Below are 19,789 nucleotides of genomic sequence, written 5' to 3' on the forward strand. Positions count from 1 at the left end.
GGTTTTTATTCGAAAAGACTTAATCCTTTATTTCACCGATAACCTAAAAGCTATACATAACCGATACCCCAAGATTGCGTGGATCAATAATAGCGGCATAACCATTAACATAATTAGCACTAGGTGGCTCATTCACTGTCATTGCTTGCTCATCAAACATATTGTTGATAAACCCACTGATTCTCCAGTTATCTTTCTGATAATCGACACTTAAACGAGCAACCACATAATCACCTGCAATCCTTGATTCTGTATTATCAATATCTGCAAAATATTCCCCCACATAGTTACCCGATACGCCAACGGAGAAGGCATCATTTAGCCAATATTTGACCCCAAGGTTCGCCGTCACATGGGGAGCGGAATTAAGTTGATTGCCAACAATATCACCATAACTGGAATCAACTTTTTTGATTTCACTGTCGAGCAAACCAACACCTGTAATCACCTGCCAGTTAGCGGTTAGCATTGCACTTAACTCAGTTTCAATCCCGTAAGTTACTGCTTTATCAACATTAGTAATTTTACGGGCTTGATTGGATGCCTGATAACCATCGAAATCGTTATAGAATAAGTTAGCGCTCAAATTAACATTGCCACCTAAAAACATGCTTCGCGCACTGAGTTCATAGGTATCAACAAATTCCTCATCGTAGTAATAATATTCGCTTTCAGCTAAGGATAAGGCTCCACCCCCAGAGTTATAACCACGGCGAGCACTGGCAGCTAAGGTGGTATTGTCCGTGATGGCGTATTGCAATACCAACTTAGGCAAGGTAATGGTGCTGTCATTATCGAGTTTTTCCTCAAGCTGAGTACCACGATACAACATCGAAAAATTCCGTTTTTGCTCATCGCGCATCACGCGACCGCCTACAGTAAGCCAAAGCGACTCGGCTAAACCATAGGTTAACTCACCATAAATGGATAAAGAGGAACTGCTGTCATCACCCGTATAAACAGAACTTCCTGTACTACCAAAATCTTGGCTACGTTCATAATACGCAAGCCCGATAAATCCGTTAAAATCACGGTCATTTAAGCCAAAACTATATTTACCATCAACGGTATAGCTCTCGTCTTTCATATCAACATATTGCTGTGCTGTTACTAAAGCCTCATAGGACTTAGAACCCCAGTCATAGTCCATATAAGCCACAACCAAGTCTAACGCTCTACCCGAACCTAAGTCATAGTCAACTTTGACTGAATGCGTTGTCGATTCTGTTTCAATATAACGTTGGAGAATCGGTCGATATGCCCATGGATCATCACCTGAAAAATAGTTACGACCCGAATCACCTTTTTCGTCGTTATAGGAAAAGCTATAAAGAACTTTGAGCTCCTCGATAGCGCTTGGCTGCCATAAAAATTTGCCACGCCAACGGTTTGTAATTAACTCATTTAGATCAAACGGGGCAGGGTTGGTTTCATATACCAATCCCTTATTATAGGTCTCTCCTGTCACGTTTTGGCCACTTAGCCGAAACGCTAACTCATCGTCTAAAATAGGACCGGATACCATTACAGCACTGTCGACATAGTTATTCTGATCTCGGTAGCCTAAACGTGCAGCGCCACGCCAATCAAATGTCGGATCCTCTGTTTTGATAAATACAGTGCCCCCAATACTATTACGGCCATTGATCGTCGACTGAGGACCTCGAAATACTTCAACTTGCTGTATATCCCATAAACCTGTATCACCAGTAAGGTCGGCAACAAAAGGTTCAGCAACACCGTCGACAAGTGTAGAAACCCGCGCCCTAGCACCACCAGTAAAAGAGTTAAATCCAGAGGCGGAGCCATTCCCGGAAACACCGCGAATATCAGGCACAGAGCCAGTCAGCACGACGACGTTAGGGATTTCAGATAATGCATCTGACACAGATTGATACTGACCGCTATCCAGTGAATCCTTGTCGATAACAGAAACAGATGAGGTGGTGTCTTTCAAGCTACGCTCAATTTTTTCACCATATACGGTAATTTTTTCAATGGGTTCCGTTGATTCTGCTTCAACTGCTGCATAAGTAGAAGAGACTCCCAAACTCGAAATAATAGCGGCGATAATATTTTTCTTAAATGCCCGGTGTTCCATGAAAATCCTCAAATGACTGTAAGTGATAGAAAGCTGTTAACTAAGATAACAACCGTTTAAATGAAAATAACCTTAAAACTAACTGAGAAGGATTATCATTTATATTGTCATCAAAAGGTGTGATTGATATCAAATTCAGAATACGACTGAGTCGCTAGATTTAGCGTTACGGGAAGCGGTATGCGAGATGTCATTGGCAATAGATGAGTACCACGACTTATCAAATGTTAATCATCTGATAAATAAAAACATTAAATCAGTGTTCAACTTATCTTAAATTCATATCTTCAGATAACTTGGGGATATAAAGGCAAAAGCGATATAACAGAATCAACAGAGCTTGTGAAAGAACACAACATCTTTATCGACAAGCTCCAACCGCCAATCATATTTGCGGGCAATCCAGTTGAAGGTCGCTTCGGAATAAAAATTGATATGGGTAGGATCATTTTTATAATGCCATGTAGAAAAAGCGCTAGGATTGTACACCCGCTTAGTCATCACAGCCAAAATACCTTTAGGTTTTAATAGCTTGTCAAGCTGATTGAGCAAGCCTGCAGCATCACTGACATGCTCAATAACTTCAGTTAAGCTAATAAAATCATATTGAAGAGTTAATGTTGTAGGATCATTGGCGTAATAAATATCAAAATTTGCAACCTGATAACCACGGTCCTTCGCCATCAAACTAAGTGCCATTCCCTCACCGCAGCCAAAGTCGAGACCTTTGGAGGAAGGTTCAAAACGGGCGAGTAATGGGTCGAGTGTTCGGTTTAAAAAACGCTGATAGCCGACGTCATAGGGAGAGTTTTCGTGTTTATCATACTCCGCTTTTTCTGCCTCGGCTGAAAGATAGAACTCAGGCGGTACAATAACGAGTTGACAAATTTGGCATTGATCGTAACAGCGTTTTTTATCTTGATGGTAAGCAACTAATTCAGTGCTATGGCATAAGGGACAGATATTCAAAAATAATTCCTACAGATTGTAGATGGTCGATTCAAGTTAATCGGCATTTCTATAACGGCAGAGATAACTATCAAGGCTTAGGGATTATTTTACGCTCTTTTGCGACCGCATCTTTAGCTTCACGTAAATATTTTTGCTCACGGCTCTCCCTTTCATCAAATTGCTTCTTTGCCTTTATTTTTTGCTGCTCTTCCCACTCATTGGTTTGGAGTGTTCCACTAACTTTTTCTTCCCGCTCAACGGTTTCTTTCGCTGCTTTTCGAGCTTTATCTAATTGAAGTTGTTCTACTTGCAAAAAGTCGATTCGTGCTTTATCCGCCTTTTGCTCTAGGATTAATTGAGGTTTTTGCTCATCTGCATTTGCAGTGGGTAGAAAAAGAGCCAAACTCAATACGAACCAAATAAGTGATTTCAATAATGCCATTATCCCTACCTCATTTATTGAAAATGCCAACCTATGACCTTTATTATCACGCTCACCGCACTCGATACCCAGCGTCCAACATAGCATAATATTTTATGAATATTAGGTTATTCAGCATGGTTTACCCCATAATCAGGGTAAAGATAAGTGTTAAACTACAGTTTTTTATTTTTCTATTTGAGTGAAACACTAATTAGGTTTATTTTTAACCCCACTTAAATAATGTACTATTTAGGCAATTTCTTTATAAACGAAATACCTATGGAATGGGATGTGACTCGTGAGAGTTACCAGGGAGTATCCTGAATGATTAGATGGCAACACTTACTCAATAAACTCAGTACGGACGATCCCGTATTGCGAGAAAAGCTGTCTCTTTGGCAAACCCATCCCGATCAAACACCGCTAGCACTTATCCAAGGTTTTAGCTTTATCAGCGCCAACCGCGCAACGTTAAATTATTTTGGCACTCATTACGATGCGTTTGTGAATGCAACACCCTATGATTTCTCACCGAGAATCCAATCATCTGGGCGTAATAGTGTTGAATTTGCTAGAGAAATGATACTCGAAGCTATCGCGGGTAATCATGTCGAATTTAATTGGTTACATTTAAACCAACAAGGTCGCGAGCTACCAACACGCATTAATTTATATCGATGCTATCTCCAGCAACAACCCGTGGTACTAGTCGAACTACAAGCTCTTAACCGTCGCAATCACGTGCGAGAGGCCATTACAGATGGTTTTGCTCACATTCCCAAAGAAATACTATCAACAACCTTAGAGGAAAGTGCCGAAGCCGTTTATATCACAGATGACGATAACCGCATCCTTGCCGTTAACAAAGCCATGTGCCGTATTTGTGGGTATAGCGCAGAGCAACTGATTAGCCATACGCCTGCAATGTTAGAATCTCGCAATCTTAGCCAAGGTGAAGAAACCGACTGTCAACTGGCGATAAAACAACGTGGTTCTTGGCAAGGTGAAACACTTAAAAAGCGTTCAAATGGCAGCACTTTTCCTGCATGGCAAAGTAGCCGCCGAATTGTGGTTGATGGGGAAACCCCTTACCACGTTAATATTTTTAGTGATATCAGTACCCAAAAGCAGTTGGAGACCCAACTCACCACTCGGGCCATGTATGATACGCTGACAGGCTTACCCAACCGTTTTCACTTAAAACAATTACTTAATAGCGCGCTAGAAAAATTACAAACTGACCCAAATCTCTTAGGCGCTTTGATGTTTTTAGATCTCAATGGTTTTAAAAATATCAACGACAGCTTTGGCCACTCAATGGGTGATAGGGTTTTACAATTGGTTGCAGCAAGGCTAGAAGCCGGTTGTATCGAAAAAGCCGATATTGCCCGCATGGGAGGAGATGAATTTACCCTTATACTTCAAGACTGTAGCTGTAAAGAAGAAATTCAACTCTTTGCTGAACAAATTCTGAGTCTATTTGACAGCCCTTTTGAAATCGAAGGGCAAAAATTCTTCCTTGGCACAAGTATTGGTATTGCTCTTTTCCCTACCCATAGTGATCAGGCAACGCAATTAATAAGCTTGGCAGATACCGCCATGTACTGCGCTAAAAAGAGCCCGCCACATTTAGTGTTTTATGACAAATCAATGAGTCAAGCGGCTGAAATAAAGCTGAAACTGATTAATAGTTTAAGACATGCGCATAGCCTAAAACAGTTCAAATTAGTTTATCAGGCTATCGTAGACTTACACACAAACCAAACCATCGCGGCGGAGGCTTTACTGCGCTGGCAAAAATCTCCCACTGAGCACTATGAGGCTTCAGAATTTGTCCCACTACTCGAAGAAACAGGGTTAATTGTTAACATCGGCCAATGGGTACTCGAACAAGCCTGCCAACAAGCAACACTTTGGCGATCACAGTATCAATCTGATTTTAAAATTTCGGTCAATGTCTCACCACTACAGCTAGAGCATGTCGATTTTGTTGAACAAGTGATAAATGCCTTAGAAATGGCTGCGCTACCCGCTGATGCATTGATTTTAGAGATCACCGAATCAGCACTGCTGCGTCAACCTGAACAAGCGAGATTAACGCTTAATCGCATCAAATCACTAGGTGTTAGTATTGCCATTGATGACTTTGGGACAGGACTATCTTCACTTAGCCGCTTGGGTACCTTACCGATTGATAGCGTAAAAATAGATGCAGAATTTGCCCTACGTTTAAACGATATCTCAGGGCAAAAGCTCTGCTATGCCATCGTGCAATTGGCACAGGCGCTAGATATTCATTTTGTGGCAGAAGGAATTGAAACACAACAACAAAAAGACATCATGACCGACATGGGACAAGGATTTGCTCAGGGATTTTTATTCGGTTACCCCAGTGCTGTCGAACACTTCACCCAAACCTTTTTAGTCGAAAAACACATCGCCTAGCATCAAACTTGGCGTGTTGGTCGCCCTTACAGCCCCAAACGTGTTGGTCGCCCTTACAGCCCCAAAAAAGTTCACGGCTTGTTATTTGGCTATCGGAAACAACGGGATTATTTATGCTTGCGGTAAAACACTTAGGGTAGGCTCGATAGCCCTGCCAGCACACCATCAAAAAAATGGAATCACTCCCCTGCAAAGCAATTGGCTGGCAAAGCTATCTCATCATTTGCAGTGCAAATGAATCGTGCCTATTAAACCGCGTTTTGCATTAAGTTAGCGTGATCTGAATAAGACTTTTGCTAATTTTATTCGTACGATAGCTCAAAAAATCGATAACTTAAAAGCACTTATCTATATCTAAATATTCTAACAAGCCAGTTCATATCGTTGGATTTATTCACTAAATTCACGATAGCGAACCTGAATCTCAGGTGGCATAGCCTTTATACGCATCTCCACCATGGCATCAAAAGCCGTGATGACAGGCGCAACATTGAGCAAAGGGTCAAGTGCGCTTAGCATATAAGCACTGGCTTCTAAGGTCGATAAACTATCGCTACGGCTTGATTTGCGGATCTTGTATCTTGACTCATAGCCCTCAGCTAAATGCACCGCAGGATATTCGTTTAGCCAAGGATTAAGCTGTAGCATTTTAAAGGCTTTACGCCAGGTACCATCAAGTAACAACAATACGCAATTAGGGCTAATATCTTGCGCTTCAACGCTCACACTATTATCCGAAGGATAGACAAGATAAATGGGCTGATCATGCTTAGTTAAGTCATTACGCAACTCACTAAAATCATGTTCATCTTCACCCACATAGATTTGAGTCTCTGGTACCGCAAGGCTTAACACCCGTACACTATTTTTCTTATGCTCAACCTCACTGGGATGCTGTAAAACGACCAATCGCGTCGAAGGATAAATAGGTTGAATACTCCCACAAAGGCAGGCATTTAATGGATAGCGACAAGCAACACAATAGTGACGGGTCAAATCTTATTCTCTACTAAACCGTGTATCGCAGGAGTATATCAAAGGATGATAAATCAGCAGGCACAATAAAAAATGCCCGCAGCTTATGGTCAAACTTGCTGCGGGCAAAGGGTGTTCAGGTATTTAATGTGAGTGGTGTAACTGCTCCTGATGCCAATGGTCGAAGCGACTCAACGCCATCATCAATAATAAGCCAATAGAAAATACGCCCATCACTAGAGCAACTGCGTAAGGCGCCGTTAAATTTGTTTGTTGAACGAGTCCTGTTAATACTGATGCACCGCTCATCTGGATAAATCCAAGCATGGCAGCAGCAGTACCAGCCCGCTCGCCAAAGGCAGATAAAGCCATGCTAGTAGCAGGACCGAGCAATAGCGCAAAACCGATACATAACAGCATCATAGGTAGCATAAAAGCAAAGGCACCAGCCATTCCCGCGCTTGGACCAAATTGCTGAGCCCCAAGAATAAAGATTGCGGATAGAACAAGTAACGATAGGGCTAAGATCACCGTTGGGCGGTTACCTAATTTACGAATAACGACTGGCGCCGCAAAACAAGCCACGATATTAACTAACGCATTGAGACCAAACAGACCACTAAAAGCCAGTTCAGATACGCCTAAGTGGCCTATTAACCATACTGGCGAATAAGAGACATAGCTCAAAATGGCAGCCATAGCCGACATACAGGCAAAGGCATAAAACAAAAAGTGGGTATTGCTTAATACTGGTTTATATCGACCCCAACGGTATAAAGGCCCTGTGGTGACTGTATTAGCGGGGCGAGTTTCGGGCAAACGATAACCCACCACGAGCATCATCAACATCGCATATAAGGTCATAAATACGAAGGTCGAACGCCAGCCAAATTGCATCGCTAACAGTCCACCTAATGTCGGAGCGAGTGCTGGAATCACACAAATTGCGCCATTTAAATAACTGTAAATCTTAGCGCCTTCTTTTTGCGTGTAACAATCACGGACCGCACTAAACACCACAATTGACGTCGAACAGGCGGCCAATCCCTGTAATACGCGAGCAATTTGCAACCAATGAAACTCGATAGCCGCTGCGGCTAAAAGGCTGCTTGCGCCGTAAAGTAACACACCAAATAATGCCACAGGCCGACGACCATAGCGGTCCGCCAATGGGCCAATAAGCACTTGCCCTAAACCCATGGCAAATAAAAACAATACCAGAGTCGATTGAACTTCACTGGCGGATACGGCGAATTCTGCTGCCATAGTTGGCATTGAAGGTAGATAAATATCAATGGCCAATGGGCTAAGCAGCACCATAGACATAAGGATAGGTAATAGATTGCGCCGCATAAATAATCTCAGTTGATCAGGTAAAGGTATTTCAGTGGGCGCTATTTTAAATAAATCAAGGTATGAACAGAAATGGTATAATTTCCAAAGTGAATTTCCTTTTAGGAATATCTATGAACTTAGATAACTTAGCCAGAATCGATCTTAATCTGTTGGTCATACTCAAAGTTCTCCTCGAGGAACAGAGTGTGACAAGAGCTGCTAGCCGACTACATATCAGTCAATCGGCTCTAAGTAAGAGTTTGAATAGACTGCGAGAAACCTTAGACGATCCGCTATTCCAACGTACCGCACACGGCCTAAAACCGACGGCGCACGCCCTGAATCTTGGGCAAAAACTCCCGAATATTTTGCAGGACTTGTATCAACTAACTCAACCACCGACTTTTAATCCAGCAAGCAGCAACAGACAATTTTCCTTCGCCATGGTCGAAAGTGCCTACGAAACCTTAATTCCTTATTTTATCGGCCCTTTGCTGAATACTGCACCCAATATAAAGCTAGACTCCTATGTCTGGACTGAAAAATCCATGCATGATCTACAGCAAGGGCAAATTGATTTTGGGATTTCTGGTCGCGACTTACACCCGCTTTCCGATCCACAAATAGACCGGTTACCCGAAGGCATTGCCTGCCAAACATTGTTTACCGATGAGCAAGTGTGTCTTATTCAAGAAGATCATCCATCAATGGCTGCCCTTATGTCAGCGCAATGGAATTTATCACTTTATCTCGATATGGCCCATGTACAAGTACGCTGCGAAGGGAGCGATTGGTGGGCATTGGATTACTTTCTTGCAGATCTCGGACATAGGCGAAAAATCAGCACTACTGTGCCAGATTTTTATGGTGCAGCCAGCGTCTGCGCCCACAGTGATTTAATCTTTACGCTACCCTCAAGTTTTGCTCGCCATGCTTGCCAACTTTATCCGTTAAAACAAATTCCCCTCCCCTTTGAATTTATGCCTATGGCCTATGTGCTGTTATGGCATCAAAGAAATGATGAAGATCAAGGGCATAAATGGATTAGAGAAACGATTTGTCAGAGTGTTGCTACATTATTCAATCCGCTTGATATCACCTAACAACTTCAATTATCTCCTGTTATTTCAAGGTGACAAAAACTAAGCCCGATAAAGCAAAAGCATTATCGGGCTTAATATCAAGCTAACAATTAATCATCGTGTTTAAAGGATAAACGTTGCAACTTGGGCATTCAGATCATTTGCGCGCGCTTTAAGTGCCTTAGCCTGAGCTAAGTCAGCCATAGCAGAGGCCGTGATCTCATCGGTTACATCCTTAATCGCTACGGTATTTTGAGTAATTTCACCCGTGACTTGAGTTTGCTCTTCCGCAGCGGTGGCAATCTGCCCAGCCATATCTGAAATCACATTCACAGCTTGGGTAATTTCTTCCAAAGCTTTCGCCGCTGCGTTAGCATCCTCGACACTGTTACCCGCAAGGGCTTGACTACTTTCCATCAGAGTGACAGCCCTAGCAGTAGTGCGTTGCAGTGTTTCAATGGTGGTATGCACTTCTTGGGTCGAATCTTGCGTGCGGCGCGATAAGACTCGCACTTCATCCGCAACAACGGCAAAACCTCGTCCCTGCTCACCCGCACGAGCCGCTTCAATTGCGGCATTAAGCGCCAGTAAGTTAGTTTGCTCTGCAATCCCTTGAATTGTGCCCAGAATGCTCGAAATAGACTGAGCGTGACGGCTCAAATCACCAATCACATCGGTTGCTTGAGAAACCTCATTAGCAAGTGAGTTAATCGAGTTACGGGTTTTATGCACTAAGTCCTTACCCTGTAAACTACTCGCTGCCGATTGCTGCGCCGCAGTCGCAGTATTCTCAGCATTAGCTGCAATCTCATTAGTGGCACTTGCCATTTCAGTCACCGCTGTGGCAACCATAGCGACCTCCTGCTGCTGACGTTGTAACTCAGAAACGGAAGTTTGCGTAGTGGTTAGACTACGTTCAGCATCCGCATCTAATTCGTTAGCTAAGTGGCGAATATGGCTGATAAGCTGATGTTGACTCCCCACAAAACGATTAAAGCTGTCAGCAAGTACACCCACTTCATCTTGAGTGTCGACTTCGATACGCTGGGTTAAATCACCATTACCATCGGCGATGCGAGCTAGGGCTTGAGATACTCGACTCAAAGGACCTAAAAGCACATTAACAAGCCACGAAATCGCTAATACACTCAATAACAAAACTAATGCCGATAATCCAAGCTGCACCAATAGCAAACGAGTGAGCGGTGCTTCTAAGGTCTCCTTATCAAGCACTAATACTAGCTCCCAATCAGTATTAGGGATATCGACAGCCCAAACTAACTTATCTCTGCCTTCATGCTCAAAGTGCATAGAGAGCAGCTCGCCAACTTTACGGCTTTGTTCAGGCAGATTATGGTTTAGGTTACTGTCAATATTGCTGATGGGTTGCATCGCCTTGGTGGGATCTTTATAAGCAATAACAGTCCCATCCTTATGTATCATGATGGCATAACCATTTGCGGGTAATTTCATCCGATTCACACTGTCCACCAGACTGGCAATCGATAAATCCCCACCAACAACACCAGTAGGAATTGCCTGCGCCATCGTCACAACCAAGATGTTATAGGCGACATCCATATAGGGTTTAGTCAGAATAAGGCCACGCTCTTTAACCGCTTGCTGATACCAAGCGCGGCTACGAGGGTCATAACCTGTACGATCAATACTGGGATCAGAATCCAACATTTGCCCTGTTTGAGCACCAAAATAGGTCAACTGAAACCGACCCGATGCTTGAGCTTGTTGCAATGTGTTTAAAGTGTCACCTTCAACCTTGCTTGCAAGTGCTCCAACAATATCTTGACGCCCAGATAGCCATTCTTGAATACGCTCAGCCTGTTGATCGCCTAGCCGCTGAACCTGCTCGAGGCTGTTCTGTAACAGTAGGGATTTTTGACTGGAATAGCTTTGCCATGACAATAAACCAATCACGAGCGAAAGGGCGATTACCACCGAAATGAGGATTTTCTGTTTGAGCGAGTATGAGTTCATATTGGCGTCTATTATTAGTGACAAGGGATAGCTGGGCAAACTAATCGGTATCGCTGAACCATGGTAATAAAGTTACATAGGTGGCAGAAAACCTATCAGAAATTGACCAGAATTTTCGCATATTTTGTATAACAAACAAAGAAATCACTTTTAGTATCATGATCTACCATTCATATAAAACATGAAATCAACCAATGAAATCAAAATAAACACACATTCCATGCTCAATAGTTACATTTCATAAAAAGTAACAACAACAGGATCTCTGTGGACGTAAAAGAACGTAAATTAACCAAGTTTAACGTGACCCCTCGCTTTTTTTTATTGCACACTAAACGTCCACTGCCTATTTAGGAGTTCTTATGATTTATCAACAGTTCCAACAGAGCCCAATGCAGACCCGAATTTCTGGCCCACGGGCTTGGTTAGCCATGGCGCTCAGTGTAAGCCTTATCTGCTTATCACTGTTTTTACTTCCTTTTGTGCTGTTATTCGGCGCAATTACACTAGGGTGCTTAGTATTATTTAGCCGTATTTATGTCGCGCGCCAATTGGCAAAATTTAATCGAGCGCACACGCAGACAACTCATACTACTGAGTCAACGGGTTATTCATCTCCCCATATTGTTCGTGAGCCACACGCGACTCATCATCAAGGACGCACTTTTGAGCATCAAGAGGATGAGCGTTAATTGACGGATTTAGGCAAGTAAAGTCTGCGCGCGCTTAAGGCTGTGGATCTCTGCGGGATCGACTGTCATTTCGAGTACCTTATCTACTTGTAATGCCAATGAAAGCCAAAGAGGTTCGATAATCTCAGCCTCCTTTTCATTGGCATAACGCCGAGCTAAATTCAGTAATGCCGCTGCACCAACCACATCAATTCTGCCCAACATCCCATCGGCTAATGCCATACTCAGCTCTATCATTGCAGGAACGCTATGACCATATTTGATCACTTCACGCAAATAATGCTCAGCTTGGGTTAAATCGCTACCGAATGCATTGTCATCGTTGAGCATATGTTGTGCCCGCATAAACATGGCATCTAACTGTCCTTGCTCTGCGGCTTCAGCCATCCAATATTCGCTAGCGATAGGATCTCGAGAACAACCCTCGCCATTAGCGAGCATTAATGCCAGATGATACTGGGCATGGGGATAGCCAGCCTGCGCCGCTTTATGAATAAAGTGATAGGCTTGAGTCAAATCTTCACGCTGATAATGTAATACGCCAAGGTTTGCCATGGCCTCCGCTTGTTCACCATCGGCTGCACGCTGTAAATATTGCTGCGCTAGCTCTAAATCCTGAGCCAATGACTCACTGCCCACTAGATAAAAATACCCTAAAAGTGCCATCGCATTAACAACACCGGCCTCTGCCGCAACAGCAATAGCTTGTTCTCCCTTAGCAATATCTGGCACGCCTTGATAACCGTGGATCAGTGCAACGCCATGTTCGTACAAAGCGTCCATATTTTTGGGTGCCGCAAGGGAAAACCAATAAGCCGCCTTCGCAAAAGTATCCGCCGCTTGGGCACTCACATTATTAGTTAACTCCGCATGCGTGGCCAAAACATCATCAGCTTGATCAGCCCAAGAAAGCGCTTGATCCTTAAGCATAAAAGCCTTTGTTTTTAGCGAAATACCTACCAAATATTGAGCATTAGGATCATCTTCCATCACAGCGCGATAGCAGAGGTCTTTAACCGTTACTGAATCACTCGCTTTGTATTGATACCTAGGAGCAACACATCCTGCCACCTTAGGATATAAGTGCTCAACTAATGTCAGTACATCTTTAATCGTTTTTTGGGCTAAAGCGAGTAATTGCTCTTGGGTAAGATGATATTTTTCTGGATGGGCGCCACGGTTACCGTCGGCACGTAAGCGGTGTAAGGCACGGGTTGTTTTAACATCAATCAGGCGTTTTTGGTTTAACTGCTCGATACGGTCATACAAATTGGGGCTTGAGAACTCAATCCGCTTATCTTGCCCCAACAACTCGGTCAGCTTATGTGTAAAACTGCGAATATGCAGTAATGACTGAGTCGGTACGTCCTTAACATAATTTTTTGCACAGAGGTAATCATCGACAAGATTGGCGGAAAAACCTTGGATAAAATCACTATCCTTTATCACAACCTTAGTCGCCATCGATGCTTACCTCTATAGGGAGTACTCGCTTACCTTATTCGACTGTCGGTTTTTTAGATACCATATACAAACGAAATAGGGCCAAATTAACGAATAAACCAATAAAGGACATAAAAGTATCTACCAGCATTTGCAAAGGTAAACCGCCCATAGCTGCAATACTCGCTAACTGACTACTGATCACTGCCAATGGCAAATAAAGCATTAATAATGCGATTGTTTTTAATACGATTGGGCCACTAAAACTGAAGCTTCCTTTTATGGCTTCCAGTGGCGTTAAGCGTTCGACCACCACCATAAAGTTCACATAGGCTAAACGGGCAAAGAGATAAAAACTGATCACGAGTCCTATCAACCACATTGGGCCAAAAGCAGCAAATAACATCACTGGCGCCAAAATCGCTAGACCAGAGAATACCCCTGCGAGTAATAACGGCGGCACAAAAGGTAAGCTGGCTTTCAACACCATACCAGCAGAAGGATGATGCCCCTGAGAACGGAGTTCTAAAAACAATGTTAAGGCTGCGATCAATACCGAGAAAGTAAGGAGTAACAGCATCATCGCAAGCATATGTGGCGCGCCAAACTGAGGATTTTCAAGATCGGCTTTACTCATCTCAGCCCCAAGCCATAGCTGAATACCCACTTGAATTAACAGCAATGGCACTGTCAACATGGCAAGTTGCACGAGATGATTACGGAAAAAGTTATAGGCTTCGGTTAAAATTGCGGATAGTGACATGCGACTTTCCAAAATAATTGAAATAAATTAACACAGAGAATTGCCGCTAGGATACCGAAAATCCCGGACCAATGCACAGCAGAAATCACCAGTGTGAACAGGAAATCACAGAAAACTACTGCAACAACGACATCAAAGCCGCTAAACTGTCTCCTTTAATTGCGCGCAACACCTTAAAGGACACCTCATATGAAACACGTCATCACGCTATCTCTTCTCCTTGGCACCTCTATTATGGCCACACCCGTTCATGCTGGTTGGTTAGATAATCTAGCGGGTACTCAAGCCAAAACCGAACAGACAGTCGCAACTGTTAATGCAACCCAATCCAATGAACTGGTGGGTAATGTGATGTCTCAACTGGGCTTAAACCAAACCCAAGCAGAAGGTGGATTAGGCAGTTTATTAGGGCTTGCACAATCTAGCCTTGGTTCGAGCGATTATTCAACATTGGCTGCCAGCATTCCTAATGCCGAGAGTCTGTTGGCCGCAGCCCCTAAACTTGATGCAAACTCAGGCGTATCAGGCTTGTTATCTAAAGCTGGCAATCTCGGTTCATCGCTCCAAGGTGGTGCTATGGTATTAGATGCTTTCGAAAAACTGGGGATCTCACAAGAACTCGCTATGCCAATGATCAATATTGCGAAGTCATACCTTGAAACCAATGGCACAGAGGGCACATCGGATCTACTGATGAAAGGCCTAAATTCCTTACTCTAATGGCCGTAGCCACCCTAAACCACAGTTGTTTAGGGTGAACTTTTACACCTTAAATCACTCTACCTAATATCCTCTTTAGCATGAGAAAAGCCTTTCTATGATTGCGAAACTAAAGCGATTTATTCAATCACACACCCAAGCCGTGTCCCCTGAAGATAAGGCGCATCAGCTTAAATTAGCCGCAGCCAGCATGTTATTAGAAGTCGTTTTTGCCGATGAAACATTGGCCGCTGAAGAAATGGCACTGTTGCCTAAGCTCCTTACCGATACCCTGTCGATGACAGATGACGATGCCAACGCTCTTATCAATGATGCTAAACAAGTACAAGGTAATGCAACATCACTCTTTGAATTTACGAGCGCTATCAATGCCGAATTTAGCCTAGAGCAAAAGCAACAACTGTTATTGGCAATGTGGCAACTCGCTTATGCCGATGGACAATTATCCCAATACGAAGACCAAATTATTCGCCGTACCGCTGACTTGTTGTATCTCAAGCACAGTGAACTTATCCAGATGCGCAACCTTGCGATGAAGTCAGTCAGGGATAACTAAGCTTTGTTTGCGGCTTATATGCGTCTTTTGCCACCAAAGAAAAGGCGCAACGACTATGACCAATACCAACACATAGGCCATACTAGCACCCAGCGCAATTCCTAACGCCAAACAGAAAACACACCCTAATATGACTAAGGGCAAGTTTTGCTTTGGTAATAATTTAGCCGCAGCTAACATCGCCATCAGATAAATCACCACAAAAACGCCATTGCTCCACGCAATCAGATGCTCTAATTCCTGCCCAGTCAAATAGGTTAACACCATCACGCTTGCCATAACCGAGAGTAATGCCGCCAATGCGCGAATAGGAACACCGTGATTATTTTTGACCGCAAAAAAACGCGGTAAAATGCCATCGCAACTAAAACTCCAGATCAAACGAGCCGCACTCGCCGCATAAACATTTACCGTTGCAAGGCCACTGGCAATGCCTAAAACCCCGATAACTTGAGCGCCATACCCACCAAGCAATTGATCAAAGACACCTATCATGGCAACACTTTCATCCGTAGGCACGAGCAGCAGTAAAAATGTACAAGCAACATAAATAACGCCCACCAGCATAGTCCCCATCATCATCGCCGGGATCATATCCTGCTGTGGCCGACGAAAATCATCGGCAAGATGAGTCATAGCTTCAATACCTAAAAAGCTCCAAAAAGCGATACCCGCAGCAACCATTACGGCTGACATTTGCGGCATTCCGTGGCTAGCAAGTGAAGTCAGCTGCCCAGGCTGTAAGCTACTTGCACCAAATAACATCACCACCACAGCAACTATGCATAGGGTTAAACCAAATTGCAGTTTGGCCGACACTTGAATGCCCCGTAAATTGAGTAAAAATAGTCCCAATATCACCAAAATTTCGCAACCAACCTTAGGCCAACCCTCTAATGGAATAAGTGCATTCACAAATTGAAAAGTCATCAAGATCGCGGCGGGGGCACCAATGGGAACCACCAGCAAAAAAATCAGACCAATAGTACGTCCCGTTGTACGACCAAAGGCTTTTTCAACAAAATAGGCAGGACCTGCAGCATGGGGAAATACACTCGCCAAACGGCCAAACACTAAAGCAACGGGAATAATGGCTAAGGTCAATAACAACCAAGCCACAAGTGCGCCAGAATGGGCTTTTTCGATGGTGATCTGTGGCAAAATAAATACCCCAGTACCCAGTAAAGTGGTCGCCATTAAGCCAGCCCCTTGCCAACGACCTATTGTTCCGCTATGTGCATTCATCAGTTAATATTCAATGATTTTTGAGTCGACAGTATAATGAGATTTTACGCCACAATCTGCCGTGAATTTCTGTGTTATCCACGCCCTACACAAGCAAAATCACGGAAAATGGGATTATTCCCATCAAAATGACGGCCGACTTAATATTCGGTAAAATAGTGCGCCTAATACTCTGCCCATTCCATTGTGACTAAAACCAATGGAAAATAGCGCACTGATTCAATATCACTATTTGCACTGGAGCCCAATTTGGATAAGTTCGATACTGCAATCATTAACTGTTTACGTCAAAATGCACGCCAGAGCGTGTCACATATTGCTGAACAAGTAAGCCTTTCCCGCAGCGCCATTGCAGAGCGAATTAAGAAATTAGAACAATCTGGAGTGATCCGCGGTTATCAAGTCCTTTTGAGCGAATCGCAAAAAGAAGGTGTGTCGGCCTATTTTGAGATCCAACACAAATGCTCACGCTGCGCAGACGTCGTGCATATCTTTCAAGCCATCCCTGAAGTCATTACATGCCGTGGTATTTCTGGGGATATGGATTTACTGGTTTATGTCCAAACGCCATCAATGCGCCGTTTACATGAGATCCGTGAATATATTGATGCTCATTCCGATATAACCAAGATTAAAACCCATATAGTGATGAGTGAATGGATCAATAATTTAGGCGAGTAAATTGAGTTTTGCCCCCTAGCAAGAAGCGCCACCCCTAAGGAATAAAGGTGGCGAAGCCCTTGTGGAGGCAGGGCAAAATACCTAAGTACAAAATATGGATTCCTTTCCCAGCAACCTCCCTGTGACAACGGATTGCGCGAGATACCAATCCCCAATAGTTCAGTCATAGCTATTGGAGGTGTTACCTCACAGTGTTTTCCTTAGACACTGTTTTTCGCAATCCGTCGAATCCCTTAACACTGATATTGATATACTTGCTAACAACGTATTCTGCCCTGTTAGGCAATGGTCATTTGCCCGGTGTAAAGGATAAAGTTTCGCAGTAACAGCACACCTATCAAACTAATACATGCTGTACCCGCCACATAAGCCCACTTGCGCTTAGAGGTTGCCGTCATAAACAGATTCATTGCTAATGGGCCAGATAAACCAAGACCAATGATACCGAGCCAGAAAATCCATCCCCAGAAGCCATAACCAATGGCGTTAAAGGCCGCAATTTTACTCTGTCCACCCGTTAACACTAAGCCCATAAAGAAGGTAAAAATCAGCACGATTTCGACTAAAATCAGTGGAATTTCAACTTTATGGATAAAATGCACTTCCTTACCATTAGGACTACCATTGAGCAATACACCACCCAGTAAAGAAGATGCGGCACCAGAAGACAGTCCCGATGCCAAAAACAGCAAAGGTAACACTGGATTTTTAAGCATTGGATAACCAGGCAAGGCCGATAGTAAAAATCCTGTATAAGCCCCGAGTGCCAAGGAGAAAATCACTAACAAGCCAGTAATTGTCGCCTCATAGCGTGCTAAGAGTGCCGTCAACTTAAGCACTATCGGGAAACGCTTTTCACACCAAGCATCCACTGGCTTACGGAAGGTAATACCTATCCACATAAACATAAACACTTGGTAAATCAGTAGAATAAGCACACCCATCGACATGACAGATTTAGGGTTGTAAAACACTAAAATCTTCCAAAAATCGAGCGGTTTAGTTAAATCAATGACCAAAATACCTAACCCGGCCATGACAGCAACGGGAGCCACAATACAGGCAGCTTGCACAAAACCTGACTGATAGGCGTTATGTTTAAGTACAAAATGTTTTAACAGTACAGCGAAGAACATAGCACCCGCTGAAACACCGGCTAAAAACAAGTAAATCGCAATCGGCCAATGCCAGACTAAGGTATCAAAATGCAGTGCGCTCATAATGTCACCTCCCCTGATTTTGCAACGATACGGAACAGTTTAGGTCGCGTTCCGAGATCAACCTTAGCGCGTTGGGTTGGATTAGACCGCAGCACTTGAACAACCTCTGACGTCGGATCTTTTAAATTACCGAACACGAGTGCTTTTGTTGGACAAGCAGCAACACAAGCAGGCTGTTTACCTTGAGCCAAGTTCGTTTCACGGCAGAAATCACACTTATCCGCAGCACGGGTGACAGGATGGATAAAACGCACTTGATAAGGACAAGCCGCAATACAATATTGGCAACCTACGCACTTCCAAGCATCAACAGAAACAATGCCCGTTTCTTTATCAATAAACGCTGCTCCCGTTGGGCAAACATTCACACAGGGTGCATCTTCACAATGTTGACAAGACTTGCGGCTAAAGTGATAAAACTGATTAGGGTATTCGCCAAAAGGACCTTCTCTTTTTATTTCAATCCTAGAAACACCTTCAGGCACATTATTCACTTCACGGCAGGCCACTTCACATGCTTGGCAGCCAATGCACTTAGTTTCATCATGGATAAGTGCATATTTCACATCAGCTTCAGCTTTAACACTGCCTGATGCATTCACAGTGGCGAGAAGTGAGGCGCCAGATGCACCCGCTAATAAAGCACAGGTACCTTTAAGAAATCTTCTTTTTGAATTTTCCATAACTTTACTCCTGCTTGCCAGTGTGGCAACTGCTACATAGCTCACTGCGAACCTTTAGCGTCATCTGCGCCATTGGATCCGTTGGACTATGTAATTTATGGCAGGCAGCACAAGGCACTTTTTTCGCGTGCACGTTATGTGTCCAATCTGCTTCACCGAGCTTTTTCTTGGTATGGCACTTCTGACACGCACCAAGTTGAACCGTCATATCCGACGCGTCTTGCATACCGAAGACCACCAAATCATTTGGTTTTTTAGGGTGGTCGCCCTTTTCGCCGTGGCAGGAAGAACAGGTCATTTTCATCGCATCTTGGCCATGATGCCCTAACATTTGACCGTTACGCTTGTGACACTTCATGCAAGCATCACTGTTAATTTGATTGGCTGGCTCAGCACTCATTGCAGAAAAGCTTAAAAGCAATGTCGCAGCACCTAAGCGTAACGACCACAGCCATTGTCTTTTGGACATAGGAAGTCC

The 19,789-nt window shown here is 43.6% G+C and carries 18 protein-coding genes; 6 read left to right on the forward strand and 12 right to left on the reverse strand.

Annotated features, from left to right (window positions below):
• Nucleotides 1–43: 43 nt before the first annotated feature.
• The 3 genes from JEZ96_RS18495 to JEZ96_RS18505 form a co-directional block, all read right to left on the reverse strand.
• A complete protein-coding gene (locus JEZ96_RS18495; protein WP_025007996.1) occupies nt 44–2,101 on the reverse strand; it encodes a TonB-dependent receptor in 2,058 nt (685 codons plus the stop codon).
• Between the two features lie 330 nt (nt 2,102–2,431).
• Nucleotides 2,432–3,070 carry a class I SAM-dependent methyltransferase gene (locus JEZ96_RS18500; protein WP_025007995.1) on the reverse strand — a complete coding sequence of 213 codons (639 nt, stop codon included), beginning with the start codon at nt 3,068–3,070 and terminating at the stop codon, nt 2,432–2,434.
• A 70-nt stretch (nt 3,071–3,140) separates the two neighbouring features.
• On the reverse strand, nt 3,141–3,494 hold the full coding sequence (locus tag JEZ96_RS18505; RefSeq protein ID WP_025007994.1) for a hypothetical protein: 354 nt from the start codon (nt 3,492–3,494) through the stop codon (nt 3,141–3,143).
• A gap of 306 nt (nt 3,495–3,800) precedes the next feature.
• Between JEZ96_RS18505 and JEZ96_RS18510 the strand changes: the two genes are divergently transcribed.
• Complete coding sequence (locus JEZ96_RS18510; RefSeq protein WP_011791108.1) at nt 3,801–5,921, forward strand: putative bifunctional diguanylate cyclase/phosphodiesterase; 2,121 nt, start codon at nt 3,801–3,803, stop codon at nt 5,919–5,921.
• Between the two features lie 390 nt (nt 5,922–6,311).
• On the opposite strand, the gene JEZ96_RS18515 is transcribed toward JEZ96_RS18510, so the two are convergent.
• Together JEZ96_RS18515 and JEZ96_RS18520 are read right to left on the reverse strand one after the other, a co-directional pair.
• Nucleotides 6,312–6,917, reverse strand: a complete 606-nt coding sequence (locus tag JEZ96_RS18515) for a tRNA-uridine aminocarboxypropyltransferase (RefSeq protein WP_014611742.1) — start codon at nt 6,915–6,917, stop codon at nt 6,312–6,314.
• A gap of 123 nt (nt 6,918–7,040) precedes the next feature.
• Complete coding sequence (locus JEZ96_RS18520) at nt 7,041–8,249, reverse strand: multidrug effflux MFS transporter (protein WP_061783363.1); 1,209 nt, start codon at nt 8,247–8,249, stop codon at nt 7,041–7,043.
• Nucleotides 8,250–8,362: 113 nt separating this feature from the next.
• Here JEZ96_RS18520 and JEZ96_RS18525 point away from each other — a divergent pair, with 113 nt between their 5' ends.
• Nucleotides 8,363–9,334, forward strand: a complete 972-nt coding sequence (locus tag JEZ96_RS18525) for a LysR family transcriptional regulator (protein ID WP_025007993.1) — start codon at nt 8,363–8,365, stop codon at nt 9,332–9,334.
• A gap of 102 nt (nt 9,335–9,436) precedes the next feature.
• Here JEZ96_RS18525 and JEZ96_RS18530 read toward each other — a convergent pair whose 3' ends face one another.
• Nucleotides 9,437–11,308 carry a methyl-accepting chemotaxis protein gene (locus JEZ96_RS18530; RefSeq protein WP_014611743.1) on the reverse strand — a complete coding sequence of 624 codons (1,872 nt, stop codon included), beginning with the start codon at nt 11,306–11,308 and terminating at the stop codon, nt 9,437–9,439.
• A gap of 362 nt (nt 11,309–11,670) precedes the next feature.
• Here JEZ96_RS18530 and JEZ96_RS18535 point away from each other — a divergent pair, with 362 nt between their 5' ends.
• A complete protein-coding gene (locus JEZ96_RS18535; RefSeq protein WP_011791113.1) occupies nt 11,671–12,000 on the forward strand; it encodes a hypothetical protein in 330 nt (109 codons plus the stop codon).
• Nucleotides 12,001–12,009: 9 nt separating this feature from the next.
• Here JEZ96_RS18535 and JEZ96_RS18540 read toward each other — a convergent pair whose 3' ends face one another.
• Nucleotides 12,010–13,464: a DUF4145 domain-containing protein gene (locus JEZ96_RS18540; RefSeq protein WP_011791114.1), complete on the reverse strand. Its 1,455-nt coding sequence runs from the start codon at nt 13,462–13,464 to the stop codon at nt 12,010–12,012.
• A 34-nt stretch (nt 13,465–13,498) separates the two neighbouring features.
• Nucleotides 13,499–14,206 (reverse strand): hypothetical protein, encoded by a 708-nt coding sequence (locus JEZ96_RS18545; protein ID WP_011791115.1) that lies wholly within the window; start codon nt 14,204–14,206, stop codon nt 13,499–13,501.
• 189 nt (nt 14,207–14,395) lie between these two features.
• Here JEZ96_RS18545 and JEZ96_RS18550 point away from each other — a divergent pair, with 189 nt between their 5' ends.
• Nucleotides 14,396–14,926 (forward strand): DUF2780 domain-containing protein, encoded by a 531-nt coding sequence (locus JEZ96_RS18550; protein WP_011791116.1) that lies wholly within the window; start codon nt 14,396–14,398, stop codon nt 14,924–14,926.
• Nucleotides 14,927–15,023: 97 nt separating this feature from the next.
• Nucleotides 15,024–15,482: a tellurite resistance TerB family protein gene (locus JEZ96_RS18555; protein WP_025007992.1), complete on the forward strand. Its 459-nt coding sequence runs from the start codon at nt 15,024–15,026 to the stop codon at nt 15,480–15,482.
• Here the strand turns inward: JEZ96_RS18555 and yjeH are convergent.
• A complete protein-coding gene (gene yjeH / locus JEZ96_RS18560; protein WP_011918453.1) occupies nt 15,465–16,727 on the reverse strand; it encodes an L-methionine/branched-chain amino acid transporter in 1,263 nt (420 codons plus the stop codon). The genes JEZ96_RS18555 and yjeH overlap by 18 nt on opposite strands.
• A gap of 249 nt (nt 16,728–16,976) precedes the next feature.
• Here yjeH and JEZ96_RS18565 point away from each other — a divergent pair, with 249 nt between their 5' ends.
• Nucleotides 16,977–17,408, forward strand: coding sequence for an Lrp/AsnC family transcriptional regulator (locus JEZ96_RS18565; protein WP_128090219.1), 432 nt, complete (start codon nt 16,977–16,979; stop codon nt 17,406–17,408).
• Between the two features lie 278 nt (nt 17,409–17,686).
• Here the strand turns inward: JEZ96_RS18565 and nrfD are convergent, their stop codons facing one another.
• Genes nrfD through JEZ96_RS18580 form a run of 3 tightly spaced genes read right to left on the reverse strand, consistent with a single transcriptional unit; the run spans nt 17,687 to nt 19,780 of the window.
• Complete coding sequence (gene nrfD, locus JEZ96_RS18570) at nt 17,687–18,628, reverse strand: cytochrome c nitrite reductase subunit NrfD (RefSeq protein WP_011791120.1); 942 nt, start codon at nt 18,626–18,628, stop codon at nt 17,687–17,689.
• Nucleotides 18,625–19,311 (reverse strand): 4Fe-4S dicluster domain-containing protein, encoded by a 687-nt coding sequence (locus JEZ96_RS18575; protein WP_011791121.1) that lies wholly within the window; start codon nt 19,309–19,311, stop codon nt 18,625–18,627. Before JEZ96_RS18575 ends, nrfD begins: the two co-directional genes overlap by 4 nt.
• Before the next feature lie 4 nt (nt 19,312–19,315).
• Nucleotides 19,316–19,780 carry a nitrite reductase gene (locus JEZ96_RS18580; RefSeq protein WP_011791122.1) on the reverse strand — a complete coding sequence of 155 codons (465 nt, stop codon included), beginning with the start codon at nt 19,778–19,780 and terminating at the stop codon, nt 19,316–19,318.
• Nucleotides 19,781–19,789: the final 9 nt, after the last annotated feature.

The organism is Shewanella putrefaciens (assembly GCF_016406325.1).
Classification (GTDB): Bacteria; Pseudomonadota; Gammaproteobacteria; order Enterobacterales; family Shewanellaceae; genus Shewanella; species Shewanella putrefaciens.